This is a genomic window from Pseudomonas sp. AP3_22 TE3818 (genome assembly GCF_053628995.1).
The window spans coordinates 675640-692502 of sequence record NZ_JBRJHL010000001.1; the positions used below are offsets into that span (position 1 = coordinate 675640).

Sequence of the window (16863 nt, forward strand, 5' to 3'; positions counted from 1 at the left end):
GGCAGTCTAGCGCGGTACGCTGGCTGGCGATGTGTGGGGAATGGATGAGGCGACTGGCGGCACGGCATGGCCGTGTTCGTCGCATTTGCAGGACAGGCGCTCAAAGCTGTCGACGTTCATCAGGGTCAGGGCGCCGCCCCAGACGCAGCCGGTGTCGAGGGCCGAGATGCCAGGCTCATTGATATTGCCTTCCAGTGCTGCCCAGTGACCGAAGATGATCTTCAGCCCCTTGGTCTTGCGTTCCTTGTGCTGGAACCAGGGTTTGTAGCCTGGTGGCGCGGTATCGAGGCCTTCCTTGCTCTTGAGGTCGAGTTTGCCTTCGGCGGTGCAAAAACGCATGCGGGTGAAATAATTGGTGATCACCCGCAGGCGCGTCACGCCTTTGAGGTCGTTGTCCCATTTCGCCGGATCGTTGCCGTACATGCCGTCAAGGTAGGGCGGCAGCAGGTTGTCGTCACGCAAGGCGGTCTCGACTTCGGCTGCACACTTCAAGGCTTTGCGCAGCGACCACTGGGGGGGAATGCCGGCATGGACCAGTGCCACGTTGCGTTGTTCGTCGTAGTGCATGAGCTTTTGCTGGCGCAGCCATTCGAGTAGTTCGGCGCTATCCGGCGCTTCAATGATCTCGTGCAGGGTATCGGCCTTCTTCAGGCGTTCGATATTGCGTCCGGCCGCCAGCAGGTGCAGGTCGTGGTTGCCGAGCACGCACACCAGCGATTCGCGGATGCTATAGAGGAAGCGCAGGGTTTCCAGCGACTGCGGGCCGCGGTTGACCAGGTCGCCCACCAGCCACAGGCGATCGCGTTGAGGGTCGAACGCTACTTGTTTGAGCAGGCATTGCAGGGCCTGAAGGCAGCCTTGCAGGTCGCCGACGGCGTAGGTTGCCATCAGTGCAGGGCTCCGGGCACCGCCAGGCGGAAGGGCGCGATGATGGCATCGAAATGTTTGCCGTCGTCGGAAAGCATCTGGTAGGTGCCTTGCATGGTGCCGACCTTGGTGGTCATCACCGTGCCGCTGCTGTAGGTGTGGCTCTTGCCCGGGTCGATCAGTGGCTGCTGGCCTACCACGCCTGCGCCGCGGACTTCTTCGACATGCCCGTCACCATCGGTGATGACCCAGTGTCGTGAAAGCAGTTTGGCGGGCATTTCGCCATTGTTTTGCACGGTAATGGTGTAGGCGAAGGCAAAACGGTCGTGCTCGGGTTGCGATTGTTCTGCCAGATAGCGGGTGACGACGCTGACGTCGACCTGATAACGAGGATCGGACATGCAAGGGGCCTTAAAAACGAAGCGGGACGCGGGGCGTAGCTGATGGAGTTCAGTCTAGGCCAAGTATCGGGTAGTAGACCAGAGTGGCGTCCTACCCGATAGCGCTCATCGCCTGTCAGTTGGTAGCAGGCTTTTGTGGCGCTTGCTCGCTGAGCTTGTCAGCCAGGCGCACGAAGGCGGCCAGGTCGAGCTGCTCGGGACGCAGGCTGCCATCGACGCCGGCGGCTTCGATTTCGGCATTGCTCAGCAGCAGCTTGAGGGTGTTGCGCAGGGTTTTGCGGCGCTGGTTGAACGCTTCGCGCACGACGCGCTCCAGCAAGCGATGATCCTTGGCCGGGTGCGGCAGTACCGCGTGGGGCACCAGGCGCACGATGGCCGAATCGACTTTCGGTGGCGGGTTGAACGCGCCCGGGCCGACGTTGAACAGGTGTTCGACCCGGCAATGGTACTGAACCATGATCGACAGACGGCCCCAGTCACCACCACCAGGGCCGGCAGCCAGGCGCTCGACCACTTCCTTTTGCAGCATGAAGTGCATGTCGCGGATCAGGTGCGAGTTGTGCAGCAGGTGAAAAATCAGCGGCGTGGAGATGTTGTACGGCAGGTTGCCGACCACTCGCAGGCTGCCTGGCGCGGCATTCAGGCTGTTGAAGTCGAACTTCAGCGCATCGCCCTGATGCAGGTTGAAGTTGCTCTTGCCGGCAAACTGCTGGTTGAGGATCGGGATCAGGTCCTTGTCCAGCTCCACCACGTCGAGTTGCGCGCCGCTGCTGAGCAGGCCTTGGGTCAGTGCGCCCTGGCCCGGGCCGATCTCCAGCAGGCGATCTTCTGCCTTGGCATGAATGGAACGCAGTATGCGGTCGATAACGCCGGCATCGTGCAGGAAGTTCTGGCCAAAGCGTTTGCGCGCCTTGTGTTGGTATTGCTCGGTCATAAACGGGTCTCGGCCATCTGGTAGGCGGTTTCCAGGGCGACTTGCAGGCTGCCGGTGTCGATCTTGCCGCTGCCGGCCAGATCCAGGGCGGTGCCGTGGTCGACCGACGTACGGATGATCGGCAAGCCGAGGGTCACGTTGACTGCCGCGCCGAAGCCTTTGTACTTCAGCACCGGCAGGCCCTGGTCGTGGTACATCGCCAGCACCGCATCGCAGTGCTCCAGATATTTGGGGGTAAACAGAGTGTCGGCGGGCAGGGGGCCGCGAAGGTCCATGCCCTCGCCGCGCAGGCGCTCTAATGTGGGTTCGATGATATCGATTTCTTCATGGCCCAGGTGCCCGCCTTCACCGGCATGCGGGTTGAGCCCGCAGACCAGGATGTGCGGCCGGGCGATGCCGAACTTGTTTTGCAGGTCGGCGTGCAGGATTCGCGTGACGCGCTCCAGACGCTCCGGCGTGATGGCATCGGCAATCTCGCGAAGGGGCAGGTGAGTGGTCACCAGGGCCACGCGCAAGCCGCGAGTGGCCAGCATCATCACCACTTGCGCGGTGTGGGTCAGGTCGGCAAGGAATTCCGTGTGCCCGGAAAAGGCGATGCCGGATTCGTTGATGACGCCTTTGTGCACAGGCGCGGTGATCATGCCGGCAAAATCCCCGCTCAGGCAGCCTTGGCCGGCCCGGGTCAGGGTTTCCAGGACGAACGCAGCGTTGGCCTTGTCCAGTTGTCCGGCGATGACCTTGGCGTTGAGCGGTGTGTCCCAGACATACAGGCTGTTGGCTGGCGCGGGTGCATCCGGCCAGTTGTCCGGGGTGACCGGCAGCAAGTCGACCGCCACGCCCAGTTGCGCGGCCCGCTCGATGAGCAGGTCGCGGCTGGTAATGGCAATCAGGGGATGGGGCTGGGCTTGTGAGGCGAGCAGCAGGCACAGGTCGGGACCTATGCCGGCTGGTTCACCGGGTGTCAGCGCGAAACGTTGGGGTTTCACTGTGCTGCCTGGTCGGCGCCAGGGAGTTTGATTTCCACGTACGCTTCGTCACGGATCTGACGCAGCCAGGTTTGCAGCTCTTCGTCGTATTTGCGGTTACGCAAAACGGTCATGGCTTGCTGCTCGCGAGCCTGGCTGGTGCTGTCGGTGGCGCGACGGCCGAGGACTTCCAGGACATGCCAGCCGTATTGAGTCTGGAACGGCTTGGACAGCTGACCTTGCGGGGTCTTGGCCATCACTTCGCGGAACTCGGGCACCAGCACGTTCGGGTCGATCCAGTTCAGGTCGCCGCCGTTGAGGGCGGAACCCGGGTCTTCCGAGTAGTTTTTCGCCAGCTCACCGAAGTCTTCGCCAGCCTCGATACGGCTGTAGAGCGATTCGGCCAGGGCCTTGGTTTTCGCTGCGTCGCGGATCGGGCTCGGCTTGACCAGGATGTGACGTACATGCACTTCGTCGCGCATCTGGGTCTCGCCGCCACGCTTGTCGAGGATCTTCAGGATGATGAAGCCGCCCGGGGTACGCATTGGCTGGGTGACATCACCCACCGGCATGGTGCTCAGCAGGCGATCGAACGGCGGAGGCAACTGAGCGGCTTTACGCCAGCCCATGTCACCACCTTCCAGAGCGGTCTCGCTGGCGGATTTGGCGATTGCCAACTGACTGAAGTCAGCGCCTTGCTTGAGCTGCTGGTAAATCGCATCGGCCTGTTTGGCGGCGCTCTGAATCGCTTCGGAGTTGGCGCTTTCCGGCGTAGGAATCAGGATGTTGGCCAGGTGGAACTCTTCGGACAGCTGCATTTTGCCCAGGTCGGACGCCAGGAAGTTCTTCACTTCCTGCTCGGAGACCTGAATGCGTTCGGCGACCCGACGCTGGCGCACGCGGCTGATGACCATTTCGCGACGAATTTGCTCGCGTGCGTCGTCGTAGGACAGACCGTCGCGAGTCAGGGCGGCGCGGAACTGCTCGATCGACATGTTGTTGCGCTGGGCAATGGTGCCCACGGCCTGGTTCAACTCTTCGTCGGTAATGCGGATGCCGGAACGCTCGCCGATCTGCAATTGCAGGTTTTCGACGATGAGGCGCTCAAGTACCTGCTGCTCCAGCACGCTGGCCGGCGGTACGGCAGAACCACGCTTGGCAATGGTTTGCTGAACTTCATGGACGCGTCGGTCCAGTTGGCTCTGCATGACCACGTCGTTGTCGACGATGGCCACCACTTTGTCGATGGACTGCACGGCGGCACTGGCCGCCGTACTCAGGAACAGCGCGCCCAGCATCAGCGGGCGCAGACAATCAGAAAGCTTGGTCTTCACGTTCACGATAACCTTGAATGCCTTTGTCGAGGAAGCTCTCTGCCTTGGCGCCGGTGAGGCCGCCGAGTCCCTTCAGAACAATTTGGAGGAAGACGCCATGGTCGCCTTTTTCGTTTTCCGGTGCCTGCTGGCTGAACTCGTCGTAATCAACGAAGTAACGGTTGATCAGGCGCAGTTTCCAGCAGCAGCTGTCGTACTCGAAGCCACCGAAGGCTTCCAGGGTACGGTTGCGGTTGTAGTCATACTGCCAGCGGCTGATAGCGCTCCATTGCGGCACGATCGGCCAGATCACCGAGAAGTCGTGCTGTTCGATCTTGTAGTAATCCTTCACGTAGCCAGGCTGGCCAGGGGTGCCGTAGTCACCACCGAACTGCCATTGACCGGTGTTCTGGTTGTAGATCACCTGGTCGTTACGATAGCGATAGCCAAGGTTGACGATCTTGTTCGGGTTGTCTTCAGGCTGGTAGTGGAACATCGCGCTGCCCGAGCGAGGGCTGCGGCTGTCCGGGTCCCAGTTGTAGTCGGCCGTGGTGCGCCAGTCGCGGTTCCAGCGATATTCGTATTCCAGCGCATAAGGCGAAACATTCGAATGTGCATCGGCGCGGGTTTTTGGGTTGATCCCTGGCAACTGAACTTCGCGGTCCTTGAAGTACAAGGCCTGGCCGACACTGATGCGTTGACGCTCGAAGCCGTTGTCTTCGATCCAGCGGCTGGTCAGGCCCAGGGACAGTTTGTTCTCGTCGCCGACACGGTCGGAGCCGGAGAAACGGTTGTCACGGAACAGCGACGCAAAGTTGAAGGTGTATTCGCTGGTGTCGAATACCGGGATGTCTTCCTGGTCGACTTCAGGCACGTACAGGTAGAACAGGCGCGGCTCCAGTGTCTGGCGGTAGTTCTTGCCGAAATACTGGGTATTGCGATCGAAGTACAGGCCGCTGTCGATACTGGCGATCGGTACACCGCGGTTCTGGTTGCTGTCGAAATTGCCGTTGAAATTTTTAGTCCCGGCGGCAGCTGCGGCCTGATCTTGCTGCGCGATCTGACTTTTGCCGGTACCGTCCAGATCCAGTTGGTACTGGGTGTACTGGTACTTGAGCTTCGGTGTCAGGAAGCCGTACGTCGTGTTCATCGGCAGGCTCATGGCGGGCGCGAGATTCAGGCGGTCGCCATTGGCGCGAGCCAGACCTTGAATGTTGTTATCAATACGGGGAGAGCCGACCCCATCTTCGTCGAAGTAGGTCCCGCTCTGCAGATCCCGGTCAAACCGCACGAGCTCGGTGTTGTACGTGAAGTCCAGGCCTTCCGGATGGTAAGGCAGCATACCGTCGAGGGTGAGCTGCGGCAGGCGGTCGTACGGGGTAATGTTCGATACGCTCGCCAGTTCATATGCCTGGGCGTTCGCGCGGGCGGTATAGCCCTCGCCGCGATAGGTCACGGAACCCTGCTGGTTCACGTAGTCGTTGCTTTTTATGCCAATCTGGTCGGTCTGCAGATCCTGGAAGTAATACGGATCGCTGATCTTGGTGTAGTCGACTTGCGTGAGTACTCGCGAGTCGAGGCCACCCTTGTGCTGCCAGTTGTACATGTAGCGGGTTTTTTCGGAGTCGGACTGTTTGTCGCGCTCGTTGCTTTCGTCGTTGAGGTACGCCGCACCGAACTGGCCTTCGCTGGACTTGGTCAGGTAGCGGAACTCGCCTTCCATCAACAAGCCGTGCTTTTCCATGTAGCGCGGGTACAACGTGGCATCGTAGTTCGGCGCCAGGTTGAAGTAGTACGGGGTGACCAGCATGAAGCCGGTATCGCTGCCGGTGCCGATGGTCGGCGGCAGGAAGCCGGACTGGCGACGGTCATCGATCGGGAAATAGATGTACGGCGTGTACAGAACCGGAATGTCCTTGACCCGCAGCGTCACGTTGGTCGCCGTACCGAAACCGGTGGCCGGGTTCAGGGTGATGTTGTTGCCCTTGAGCTGCCAGGCGTTGCTGTTCGGTTCGCACGTGGTGTACGTACCATCCTTGAGGCGGATGATCGCGTTCTCGGCGCGCTTGGCGTACAGCGCATTACCGCGGATGCGAGATTTGTGCATCACGTATTCGGCGTTGTCGACCTTGGCTTCACCGGTGTCGAGCTGCACGTCGGCGTGGTCGCCGACGATCAGGGCGCCGTTGTCGCGAATGCGCACGTTGCCATTCAGGTCGCCACGGCTCTCGGCCTGGTACAGGTTGGCTTCGTCGGCTTCGACCTGCATGCTGCCCTGGCGCATGACGACGTCGCCGGCCAGGGTCGCGACCTGCTCATCCTGCTTATAGCGGGAGGCTTTTGCGCCGATAAAGGTAGGCGCGTCACTTTTATCCGTCTTGTCATTCATGCCAGGACGAATCGGTTCGATATAGGAACCAGAGCAATAAGGACCGGTTTCAGCCAATTGTGCGGCGGTGAGCTGCTCGCGGGGAACCCAGTCGAGGTGACTGTAGTCTTCGCTACGCGACTTCAGGCCACGGCCTTTGGATTCGGTGACCAGCACCGGCTTGGCGCCAGTGTCTTCACTGGAACCGTTTTCGGCCGGGGCTTCACCAGTGGCGGAAACTGCGCTGCCGTCATGGACGGGACGCGGTGGCAATGCAGCCGCCGGCGTCTTTGGTGCGCAGTCCCAGGACCCCGAAGCAGAGACTGAGCAGTCAAACTGTTCCGCGGCGACCACGTAGGAAGTGGCAAGGGGTTGCAGCGCCAGCAAACTGCCGGTAACCAACAACGGAAATTTTTTACGAAACGCGGGGGATTTCAATGCCATCTTATTAGTCCGGGCTTCCTGCGTGCCATCTGCCCGCGGTGTGGGCCGCACGCCTCTCGATGGTCTGAAAAAGATGCTGGATAATAAAGCATGACCCGCTTGACGGCTAGCGCCGTCGGAGACCCTTGCAATGCCTGATCAAGATGTACGCTTGCAACACCTGAAAGTTTGGCTCGATGAACAATTGGCGACCCTTTTTGCCGAGCAGGGTTGGGGCGTCGTACCCCCGGCCACGTTGACCGCGGCCAGCAGCGACGCGAGTTTCCGGCGGTATTTCCGCTGGAAAGGCGATGGCAGAAGTTTCATCGTGATGGACGCGCCACCGCCCCAGGAGAACTGCAAACCCTTCGTGGATATCGCCTTTTTGCTGGCAAAATCCGGAATAAATGTGCCGAAAATTTATGCCGAAGACCTGGAGCGCGGTTTTCTTTTGCTCAATGACCTGGGCAACAAGACCTATCTGGACGTCATCGACGGCGAAAACGCCGACGGTTTGTTCAACGATGCCCTGCAGGCGTTGCTGGCTTTCCAGCAGTTGCCGATGGTTGCGCCGCTGCCGAGCTATGACGTGGCGTTACTGCGTCGCGAACTGGAACTGTTCCCCGAGTGGTACGTGAAGCGCGAATTGGGCATCGAATTCGACGCGGCGCAGCAAGTGCTCTGGCAGCAAGTCAGCGATCTGTTGATCGACAGCGCCCTGGCACAGCCAAAAGTACTGGTGCATCGCGACTACATGCCGCGCAACCTGATGCTCAGCGAGCCCAACCCCGGCGTGCTGGATTTCCAGGATGCGGTATATGGCCCGGTGACCTACGACGTGACCTGCCTGTTCAAGGACGCCTTCCTCAGTTGGCCCGAGGAGCGCGTACACGGCTGGCTGGAAAGCTACTGGCAGCAGGCGGGGGGGCTTGGCATTCCGGTTCAGCCCGAGTTCGAGGACTTTCTGCGTGCCAGCGACTTGATGGGCGTGCAACGTCACCTGAAAGTCATCGGTATTTTCGCGCGCATCTGCCATCGCGACGGCAAACCGCGTTATCTGGGTGATGTTCCGCGTTTCTTTGCCTATATAGATGCCGTGATCGCTCGCCGCCCCGAACTGGCCGAGCTGGATGTGCTGCTGGCCAGCCTGCGTGCCGGAGTGAAAGCATGAAGGCAATGATTCTGGCCGCGGGCAAAGGCGAGCGCATGCGCCCGCTGACCCTGACCACACCCAAACCGCTGGTGCGTGCCGGTGGCGTGCCGCTGATCGAGTATCACCTGCGGGCGCTGGCTGCCGCCGGCTTCACCGACATCGTGATCAATCACGCCTGGCTCGGTCAGCAGATCGAAGACTATCTGGGCGATGGTTCGACTTATGGCGTGAACATCCAGTACTCGGCGGAGGGTGAACCCCTGGAAACCGGCGGCGGGATTTTCCGCGCCTTGCCGTTGCTGGGAGATGACGCCTTTGTGGTGGTCAACGGCGATATCTGGACCGATTACGACTTCAGCGTGCTGCACCAACCCATCAACGGCCTGGCGCACCTGGTGCTGGCCAGCAACCCGCCGCATCATCCGGCCGGGGACTTCAGCCTGGTCGGAAACCAGGTGCACGACCGTCAGCCGCAGGCTCCCACCCTGACGTACAGCGGCATCGCCGTGTTGCATCCGCAGTTGTTTGACGGTTGCACCGCCGGGGCCTTCAAGCTCGCGCCGCTGTTGCGCAAAGCCATGGCTGACGGGCAGGTGACCGGCGAGCAGTTGAGGGGGCGCTGGGTTGATGTCGGCACACACGAGCGTCTGGCCGAAGTTGAAACATTAATCGAAGCGAGCCGCTGACATGCTGTGGCCAGGGACTCTGATTGGAGCCGGAGCGGGCTTTGCCATAGCCAGTATTCCGGGGGCCATGCTCGGCGCGTTGTTGGGGCAGGCGCTGGATCGGCGCTTGCAGCTGCAGAGCTGGGGGCATTTGCGGGAAAAACTGGGCGGCCGCCCGGTGTTGCGCAACGATGAATTGCTGTTTGTCCTGCTGGGACGCCTGGCCAAGTGTGACGGCCAGGTGATGGCCGGGCACATCGAACAGGCCCGGGCGGAAATGCGCTCGCTGAATATGTCCGGGCCGGCTCAGCGCCGTGCAATTGCCGCGTTCAACCGTGGCAAGTCGGGCCGCGACCGGCTACGCGGTTATCTGCGTCGCCTGAGTGCCCAGCCTCATGCGGCGGAAGGCGTGTTACGCGCCTGCTGGCGAATGGTCTGGGCCGATGGTCGTGCCGGCAGCAATGAGCGTGAGTTGATCCGCCAGTGGGGCCAGTGGCTGGGCTGGACGCCGCACCAGGTGCAGGCGTTGGCCCACGATTATGAGCCGCAGAAGCGGCCATTGGGCAACAGCGTGCCAAGCTATCAGGACGCCTTGAAGCTGTTGGGGGTGTCGGCCACCACTGAGCCAGCGCAGATCAAGCGTGCTTACCGGCGCCTGCTCAGTCGCCATCATCCGGACAAGATCGCCGGCAGTGGCGCGACGGCGATGCAGGTGCGTGAGGCCACTGAGCGAACGCGTGAGCTGCATAGCGCCTATACGCTGATTCGGGAGCGGCGGGATTTTCGCTAGGCGAACCGCTTTGTGTTGTCTGTAATGGCCCCTTCGCGAGCAAGCCCGCTCCCACAGGTTTGATGTCGTGCGCAATTTTGTGATCGGCATAAAACCTGTGGGAGCGTGACTTGCCCGCGATGAAGGCGACACGGTCTTTCAGTCTGTCGCAGGCTGCGGGTTCAACCAGCCCCGCACCCGTCGGAACAATTGCTCCTGTTCGGCCTTGCTATCGGGCAAGGCCTTGAGTGCGACCTGGCTGAATGTCGAGGTCTTCAAGCGTTTGCTGGCCTGCAGGCGTTCCAGTGCGGCGTTGCGGTCCAGCGCTTTGTCTTTGTAGTAAATATCGGCGGTCGGCAGTTTCAGGGTCGGGGCCAGTTCCGCCAGCTCGGGCTTCGCTGCCACCGGTGTGCGAGTGGCGACCATGACCAGTTTCTCGACTTGCGATGGCTGCTTCTCGCTCAGGTAGCGCGCCGCCCAGTAGGCGCCTGTGCCATGCCCCAGCACCACGATGCTGCGGGCGCTTTGTTGTTCGGCAAACGCAATCGCGGCGTCGATCCGGCCGAAGATGCGCTCGACATCTGTCCTGGATTGTTCTTCGGTGGTGTCAGCGATGGCCTTGTCGGCCACATCGGCCTCACCACCGACCACCTGTTCGATCGGGGCCGCGGTGGTCGAGTCCTTGCTGCCGGCTTCGGGGGCTTTGGGCGCCGGCCCTGCCTCCACGATTCGTGGCGCAATGGCATCGCTTTGCAGGTCCGGCAAGGTGATACTCAGGCTGCTCCACTCGGCGTCCGGCAATTTGCGCCGCAAAGGACCGACCGCTTGCGGCCAGTCAACGGTTTCGCCGGCGCCCGGGATGATAATCACCGCGCCTTTGGGTTCGGCAGTATTGGCCGGTTTCCACAAGGCCAGAAAAGTGTCGGTGCCCGCTTGCAGTTGTTGCTGTTCCTGAGTCGGGATTTTTCGCTCGAGTGCAGTCGCTTCTTCCTGACTGCGCTCAGGCAGGGGCAGACGTTCGAGTGGTTTTTCTTCAGCGGCCTTTTCTGCTGCGACAGGCGCCGGTTCGGCCGCCTCGACGGAAAAAACGCAAGGCAGGATCAGCGACAGGCACAATGCTGGCAGTGCCAGGCGGTAGACAGGGGGCATTGGATATTCCAGGCCAGAAGTTGTTCCGGCAGCCTAATGGGTTGGTCAGTATTTGTCAGTGTGTGAGAGTTCAATGATGCGTTTTCGCTGCCTGTGGGTTATCGGCTGTTTGTGGTTTCCCTTGATGGGTTGGGCGACAGCCGCGCCCCCGGCGCACGTTGCCCAACTGACCCCGAAACAACAGCACTGGCTGACGCAGCAGAGCGAGTTGCGGGTCGGACTGGTGTTGCAGGCACCCTATGCGCAATACGATCGCCGCTTGCAGCGCCTGTCCGGGGTGAATGTCGACTTGATGAAGCGGCTGGCAAAGACCCTCAACGTCGAGTTGAGCTGGCGCAACTTTTCCGACCTTGAACAACTGGAAGCTGCTGCACGCGAAGGCGAAATCGACATCGCCCCGGGATTGACCCAGACACCTGGCGGGCTGCGCCTCTGGCAATTCTCCGACCCCTACATGCGGGTGCCGCAACTGGTGGTCAGCGACCAGAAAAGCGCTGGCGCGATCGAACTGGAAAAGCTCGACAGCCAGACCCGCGTCGCGGTGCGCATGCCCAGCGCCATCGCCGATTACCTGCACGGCAACTATCCACACCTGAATCTGCAGGGCGTCCCGATGGAGCGCCAGGCATTGCAGTTAGTGACGGGCCAGCAGGCGGCTTATGCGGTGGTCGATGAAGCGCAATTGGGGCGCCTGTCCATCGAGCCGGAGTTTGCCGGGTTGGTGGTAGTCGGGGATGTCGGCCTGCCGCAGCTGTTGCGGGTAGCCACGCGTCGCGACAAACCGGAACTGGCGGGTATTGTCGAAAGCGCATTGCGGGCGATTCCGGCCAAGGATCTGGAGCAACTGCACAATCAATGGCTGCAGCCCAAGTATCCACGCCTCACCGAGTCGCCGGGGTTCTGGCAAAACCTCTGCCTGTTGCTGGCCGTGCTGGCGTTGAGTTGCGTGGCCATCGTGTTCTGGCAGCGTCGCCAGCAGCACAGCCTGGAACAACGCCTGATGGCTGCGCAGGAAGACATTGCCTTGCGTGCCGCCAGCGAAGAGGCGCTGCGACTCACCCAGTTTTCCATCGATCAAAGCACCGTCGGCATCCTCTGGGTCAACTGGGACAGCCACGTGCGCTACGCCAATCGTGCAGCGGAAAGCATGCTCGGCTATTCATCTGGCGCGATCATCGATCGGCCCTTGATCGATTTCGAACCCGGCCTGCACATGGATCGTTGGCTTAATCTGTGGAAGCGCGCCCGGGCCAGTGAAGAGGGCCCGCAAAGTTTCGAAACCAACTGCGTGCGCGCCGACGGCAGCATCCTGCCGGCCGATGTTTCGTTGAGTTTTCTGCGTTTTCGCGATGGTGAATACCTGGTGGTTTACCTCAACGACGTCACCGAGCGGCGCCGCGCCCTGGCGGCCTTGCAGGAAAGCGAGGCGCGGCTGCAAGGCATCGCCGCCAACGTTCCGGGGCTGGTTTTCCGCCTGGAGCGGGCACCGGTGACCGGCCAGATCGACTTTGCCTACATCAGCGAAGGCAGCGAAAGCCTGGTGGGTTATTCACCGGCCACGCTGGCGCATCGTGACAAAGGCCTGCGCAGTCTGGTGCACCCGGATGACAAGGCCAGCTATCACCAGACCCAGGACCATGCGCTGGATACCGACAGCGACTGGTCGTGGCAAGGGCGAATCCTCACGCGTCAGGGCGAGCAGCGCTGGGCGGAAATCAAGGCCATCACCCGCCGACTGGAAGACGGCGCCTATGTCTGGGACGGTATCGTCTGGGACATCAGCGAGAGCAAGCGCATCGAGCTTGAGCTGGCCAGCTCCCGGGAACAACTGCGTGAGTTGTCCGCGCACCTGGAGAGTGTGCGCGAAGAAGAAAAAGCGCGCATCGCCCGGGAAGTTCACGATGAACTGGGGCAGATGCTGACCGTGCTCAAGCTGGAAACCTCCATGTGCGAACTGGCTTACGCGCAACTTGATCCGGGCCTTAACGAGCGCCTGGGCAGCATGAAACGCCTGATCGCTCAGCTCTTTCAGTTGGTTCGCGACGTGGCGACTGCGTTGCGCCCGCCGATTCTCGATGCCGGCATTGCCTCGGCCATCGAATGGCAGGCCCGTCGATTCGAGGCGCGTACGCAGATTCCGTGTCTGGTGCAGGTGCCGGACAATCTGCCGGTGCTCAGCGATGCCAAGGCCATCGGCCTGTTCCGGATCCTTCAGGAAGCACTGACCAATGTCATGCGCCATGCCCAGGCGCATACTGTTGAACTGACACTGGCGCTGGAGGGCGACGAGTTGTGTCTGACGGTCGCCGATGATGGCGTAGGATTTGTTGCTGCGCCTGGCAGGCCAACGTCCTTCGGGATCGTCGGAATGCGTGAGCGGGTGTTGATCATGGGGGGTGAGTTATCCCTTGAGAGTGAGCCGGGTGAGGGTACGACGCTGAGTGTGCGCGTTCCACTGGATGGGGCCTGATTATTTAATGTTGTCTGTACTGACGCCTTCGCGGGCAAGCCCGCTCCCACAGTGGATCTAGGGTGGTCACAAAATCCAATGTGGGAGCGGGCTTGCTCGCGAATGATCTTGAATCTGGAGAAGAACGTGATCCGTGTACTGGTAGCCGAAGACCACACCATTGTCCGCGAAGGCATCAAGCAGTTGATTGGCCTGGCCAAGGACTTGCTGGTGGTGGGGGAGGCGAGCAATGGCGAGCAGTTGCTCGACACCTTGCGTCATGTGCCCTGCGAAGTGGTGTTGCTGGACATTTCCATGCCGGGCGTCAATGGCCTGGAAGCCATTCCGCGGATTCGCGCCCTGAACAACCCGCCGGCGATCCTGGTGTTGTCGATGCACGATGAAGCGCAAATGGCCGCCCGGGCGCTGAAGGTCGGGGCGGCCGGTTATGCAACCAAGGACAGCGATCCGGCACTGTTGCTGACGGCCATTCGCAAAGTGGCGTCAGGCGGGCGTTATATTGACCCGGAACTGGCCGACCGCATGGTCTTTGAGGTCGGCCTGACCGACTCGAGGCCATTGCATTCGTTGCTCTCCGAGCGCGAGTTTTCCGTGTTCGAACGCCTGGCTCAGGGCGCGAACGTCAACGACATTGCCCAGCAACTGGCACTGAGCAGCAAGACCATCAGCACCCATAAGGCGCGGCTGATGCAGAAGCTCAACATCACCTCGCTGGCGGAATTGGTGAAGTACGCGATGGAGCACAAACTGCTCTGATTTAATCGACTCCCCCTGTAGGAGCCGGCTTGCCGGCGATGGCGCCCTTGAAATCGCTATCGCCAGCAAGCTGGCTCCTACAGGGATAGCGCGACGCCATGTCCATTTACGACATCCTTCAAATCCGCTTTTGCCTTTGCTGGTGGCCTGCAGCTGACCGCTGGTCACTGCGTTTACCAAAACGCGCCATCCTTGTAGGGCAATCCCTACCCCCAACCTTCCATCCGGCTGAGGCGAATCTCTCTTGCCCCCCGATTTGCGTGGTCCCCAGCGTCCACTAGGCTTAACCCCACAGCAGTCATCAATAACAAAGGTGTGGGTATGAGCCAGGTCGATTCAAGCGCAGGGGCCAATGATGTTCTGGTCAGCTTTCGTGGAGTGCAGAAGAGCTACGACGGCGAGAACCTGATCGTCAAAGACCTCAACCTGGACATTCGCAAAGGCGAATTCCTCACGTTGCTCGGACCGTCCGGCTCCGGCAAGACCACCAGCCTGATGATGCTCGCCGGTTTCGAAACGCCGACCGCGGGCGAAATCCTGTTGGCCGGGCGTGCCATCAACAACGTGCCACCGCACAAGCGCGACATCGGCATGGTGTTTCAGAACTATGCCTTGTTCCCGCACATGACGGTGGCCGAGAACCTGGCGTTCCCGCTGACCGTGCGCGGCATGAACAAGAGCGACGTCAGTGCCCGGGTCAAGCGCGTGCTGAGCATGGTCCAGCTCGACAGCTTTGCCCAGCGTTACCCGGCGCAGCTCTCCGGTGGTCAGCAACAGCGTGTGGCATTGGCCCGGGCGCTGGTGTTCGAACCGCAACTGGTGCTGATGGACGAACCCCTCGGCGCACTCGACAAACAACTGCGTGAACACATGCAGATGGAAATCAAGCACCTGCACCAGCGCCTGGGCGTCACCGTGGTCTATGTGACCCACGATCAGGGCGAAGCCTTGACCATGTCCGACCGTGTGGCGGTGTTCCATCAGGGCGAAATCCAGCAGATCGCGCCGCCGCGCACCCTCTACGAAGAGCCGAAAAACACCTTCGTCGCCAACTTCATCGGCGAGAACAACCGTCTCAATGGCCGCCTGCACAGCCAAACCGGCGACCGTTGCATTGTGGAACTCGGGCGCGGTGAGAAGGTGGAAGCCCTGGCGGTCAACGTTGGCCAGACCGGTGAGCCGGTGACCCTGTCCATTCGTCCGGAGCGAGTGAGCCTCAACGGCTCCAGCGACCAATGCGTCAACCGCTTCTCCGGGCGGGTCGAGGAATTCATCTATCTGGGCGACCACGTCCGGGTGCGCATGGAAGTCTGCGGCAAGACCGACTTCTTCGTGAAACAACCGATTGCCGAGCTTGATCCAGCGCTCGCCGTCGGCGACGTGGTACCGCTTGGCTGGCAGGTCGAACACGTTCGTGCACTCGACCCCCTTCTAGAGGCGAACTGATCGCCCCCGCAATACCAACACCAACCCTGCACGTGGAGAGAACAATAAATGTTGAGATCCCTGAAATTCACCGCTTTGGCACTGGGCATGATGGGCGCGGCACACGCAATGGCGGCCGGCCCTGACCTGACCGTGGTGTCCTTTGGCGGGGCGAACAAGGCGGCTCAGGTCAAAGCCTTCTATGCACCGTGGGAAGCGGCAGGCAACGGCAAGATCGTGGCCGGCGAGTACAACGGCGAAATGGCCAAGGTCAAGGCCATGGTCGACACCAAGAGCGTGTCCTGGGATCTGGTAGAGGTTGAGTCGCCGGAACTGTCCCGTGGTTGCGACGAAGACATGTTCGAACAGCTTGATCCGAAGTTGTTCGGCAAGACCGAAGACTACGTCAAGGGCGCCATCCAGCCGTGCGGCGTGGGTTTCTTCGTGTGGTCGACCGTGCTGGCCTACAACGCCGACAAGCTGAAAACCGCACCGACCAGCTGGGTGGATTTCTGGGACACCAAGCAGTTCCCGGGCAAGCGTGGTCTGCGTAAAGGCGCCAAGTACACCCTGGAATTCGCACTGATGGCCGACGGCGTTGCGCCGAAAGACGTCTACAAGGTGCTGGCCGGCAAAGACGGTCAGGACCGCGCGTTCAAGAAGCTCGATGAACTCAAGCCGAACATCCAGTGGTGGGAAGCCGGTGCACAACCGCCGCAATACCTCGCTTCCGGTGACGTGGTCATGAGCTCGGCCTACAACGGCCGGATCGCTGCCGTGCAGAAAGAAAGCAACCTGAAAGTCGTGTGGAACGGTGGCATCTACGACTTCGACGCATGGGCCATTCCAAAAGGTCTGGATGCCAAGCGTGCTGAAGCGGCGAAGAAGTTCATCGCCTTCTCGGTGATGCCACAGCAGCAGAAGACCTATTCGGAAAACATCGCCTACGGCCCGGCCAACACCCAAGCCGTGCCATTGCTGGCCAAGGATGTCCTGAAGGACATGCCGACCACTCCGGAAAATATCGCCAACCAGGTGCAGATCGATGTCAGCTTCTGGGCTGACAACGGCGAGCAACTGGAACAGCGCTTCAACGCCTGGGCGGCGAAGTAAGCAGAACCTTGTGATGGTGGGCTTGCCCCACCTGTGGGAGCGGGCTTGCTCGCGAAGACGGAGTGTCAGTCAACAGCGATGCTGAATGTGCT

General features: G+C 61.0%; 14 protein-coding genes. 7 read left to right on the top strand and 7 right to left on the bottom strand.

Annotated features, from left to right (window positions below):
- Window positions 1-6 precede the first annotated feature (6 nt).
- From AB7M25_RS03175 to AB7M25_RS03200, 6 genes are all read right to left on the bottom strand, one after another.
- The gene (locus tag AB7M25_RS03175) at window positions 7-888 is read right to left on the bottom strand and encodes a symmetrical bis(5'-nucleosyl)-tetraphosphatase (RefSeq protein WP_429517738.1); all 882 of its coding nucleotides are present in this window, start codon (window positions 886-888) and stop codon (window positions 7-9) included.
- Entirely contained in the window at window positions 888-1268 is a 381-nt protein-coding gene (apaG, locus tag AB7M25_RS03180; RefSeq protein ID WP_007980214.1) for a Co2+/Mg2+ efflux protein ApaG, read from the bottom strand. Before apaG ends, AB7M25_RS03175 begins: the two co-directional genes overlap by 1 nt.
- Window positions 1269-1383: 115 nt before the next feature.
- The gene (gene rsmA / locus AB7M25_RS03185) at window positions 1384-2202 is read right to left on the bottom strand and encodes a 16S rRNA (adenine(1518)-N(6)/adenine(1519)-N(6))-dimethyltransferase RsmA (RefSeq protein ID WP_429386677.1); all 819 of its coding nucleotides are present in this window, start codon (window positions 2200-2202) and stop codon (window positions 1384-1386) included.
- A complete protein-coding gene (pdxA, locus tag AB7M25_RS03190) occupies window positions 2199-3188 on the bottom strand; it encodes a 4-hydroxythreonine-4-phosphate dehydrogenase PdxA (protein ID WP_454236971.1) in 990 nt (329 codons plus the stop codon). Before pdxA ends, rsmA begins: the two co-directional genes overlap by 4 nt.
- Window positions 3185-4507, bottom strand: coding sequence for a peptidylprolyl isomerase SurA (gene surA, locus AB7M25_RS03195; RefSeq protein WP_429386679.1), 1323 nt, complete (start codon window positions 4505-4507; stop codon window positions 3185-3187). Before surA ends, pdxA begins: the two co-directional genes overlap by 4 nt.
- Window positions 4482-7292 (bottom strand): LPS-assembly protein LptD, encoded by a 2811-nt coding sequence (locus tag AB7M25_RS03200; protein ID WP_429386681.1) that lies wholly within the window; start codon window positions 7290-7292, stop codon window positions 4482-4484. Before AB7M25_RS03200 ends, surA begins: the two co-directional genes overlap by 26 nt.
- 130 nt (window positions 7293-7422) lie before the next feature.
- Between AB7M25_RS03200 and AB7M25_RS03205 the strand changes: the two genes are divergently transcribed.
- Genes AB7M25_RS03205 through AB7M25_RS03215 form a run of 3 tightly spaced genes read left to right on the top strand, consistent with a single transcriptional unit; the run spans window position 7423 to window position 9879 of the window.
- Window positions 7423-8442, top strand: a complete 1020-nt coding sequence (locus AB7M25_RS03205) for an aminoglycoside phosphotransferase family protein (protein ID WP_429386683.1) — start codon at window positions 7423-7425, stop codon at window positions 8440-8442.
- The gene (gene murU, locus AB7M25_RS03210; RefSeq protein ID WP_429386685.1) at window positions 8439-9110 is read left to right on the top strand and encodes an N-acetylmuramate alpha-1-phosphate uridylyltransferase MurU; all 672 of its coding nucleotides are present in this window, start codon (window positions 8439-8441) and stop codon (window positions 9108-9110) included. Before AB7M25_RS03205 ends, murU begins: the two co-directional genes overlap by 4 nt.
- Before the next feature lies 1 nt (window position 9111).
- The gene (locus tag AB7M25_RS03215; RefSeq protein WP_429517735.1) at window positions 9112-9879 is read left to right on the top strand and encodes a TerB family tellurite resistance protein; all 768 of its coding nucleotides are present in this window, start codon (window positions 9112-9114) and stop codon (window positions 9877-9879) included.
- 138 nt (window positions 9880-10017) lie between these two features.
- On the opposite strand, the gene AB7M25_RS03220 is transcribed toward AB7M25_RS03215, so the two are convergent.
- Complete coding sequence (locus AB7M25_RS03220) at window positions 10018-11007, bottom strand: alpha/beta hydrolase family protein (protein ID WP_429517734.1); 990 nt, start codon at window positions 11005-11007, stop codon at window positions 10018-10020.
- A gap of 73 nt (window positions 11008-11080) precedes the next feature.
- On the opposite strand from AB7M25_RS03220, the gene AB7M25_RS03225 reads away from it, so the two are divergent.
- From AB7M25_RS03225 to AB7M25_RS03240, 4 genes are all read left to right on the top strand, one after another.
- The gene (locus AB7M25_RS03225) at window positions 11081-13477 is read left to right on the top strand and encodes a PAS domain-containing sensor histidine kinase (RefSeq protein WP_454236972.1); all 2397 of its coding nucleotides are present in this window, start codon (window positions 11081-11083) and stop codon (window positions 13475-13477) included.
- Between the two features lie 102 nt (window positions 13478-13579).
- Window positions 13580-14233, top strand: a complete 654-nt coding sequence (locus AB7M25_RS03230) for a response regulator (protein ID WP_007993216.1) — start codon at window positions 13580-13582, stop codon at window positions 14231-14233.
- A 321-nt stretch (window positions 14234-14554) separates the two neighbouring features.
- Window positions 14555-15679, top strand: a complete 1125-nt coding sequence (locus AB7M25_RS03235) for an ABC transporter ATP-binding protein (protein ID WP_015097056.1) — start codon at window positions 14555-14557, stop codon at window positions 15677-15679.
- A 48-nt stretch (window positions 15680-15727) separates the two neighbouring features.
- Window positions 15728-16771, top strand: a complete 1044-nt coding sequence (locus tag AB7M25_RS03240; RefSeq protein ID WP_056726652.1) for an ABC transporter substrate-binding protein — start codon at window positions 15728-15730, stop codon at window positions 16769-16771.
- Window positions 16772-16863 lie beyond the last annotated feature (92 nt).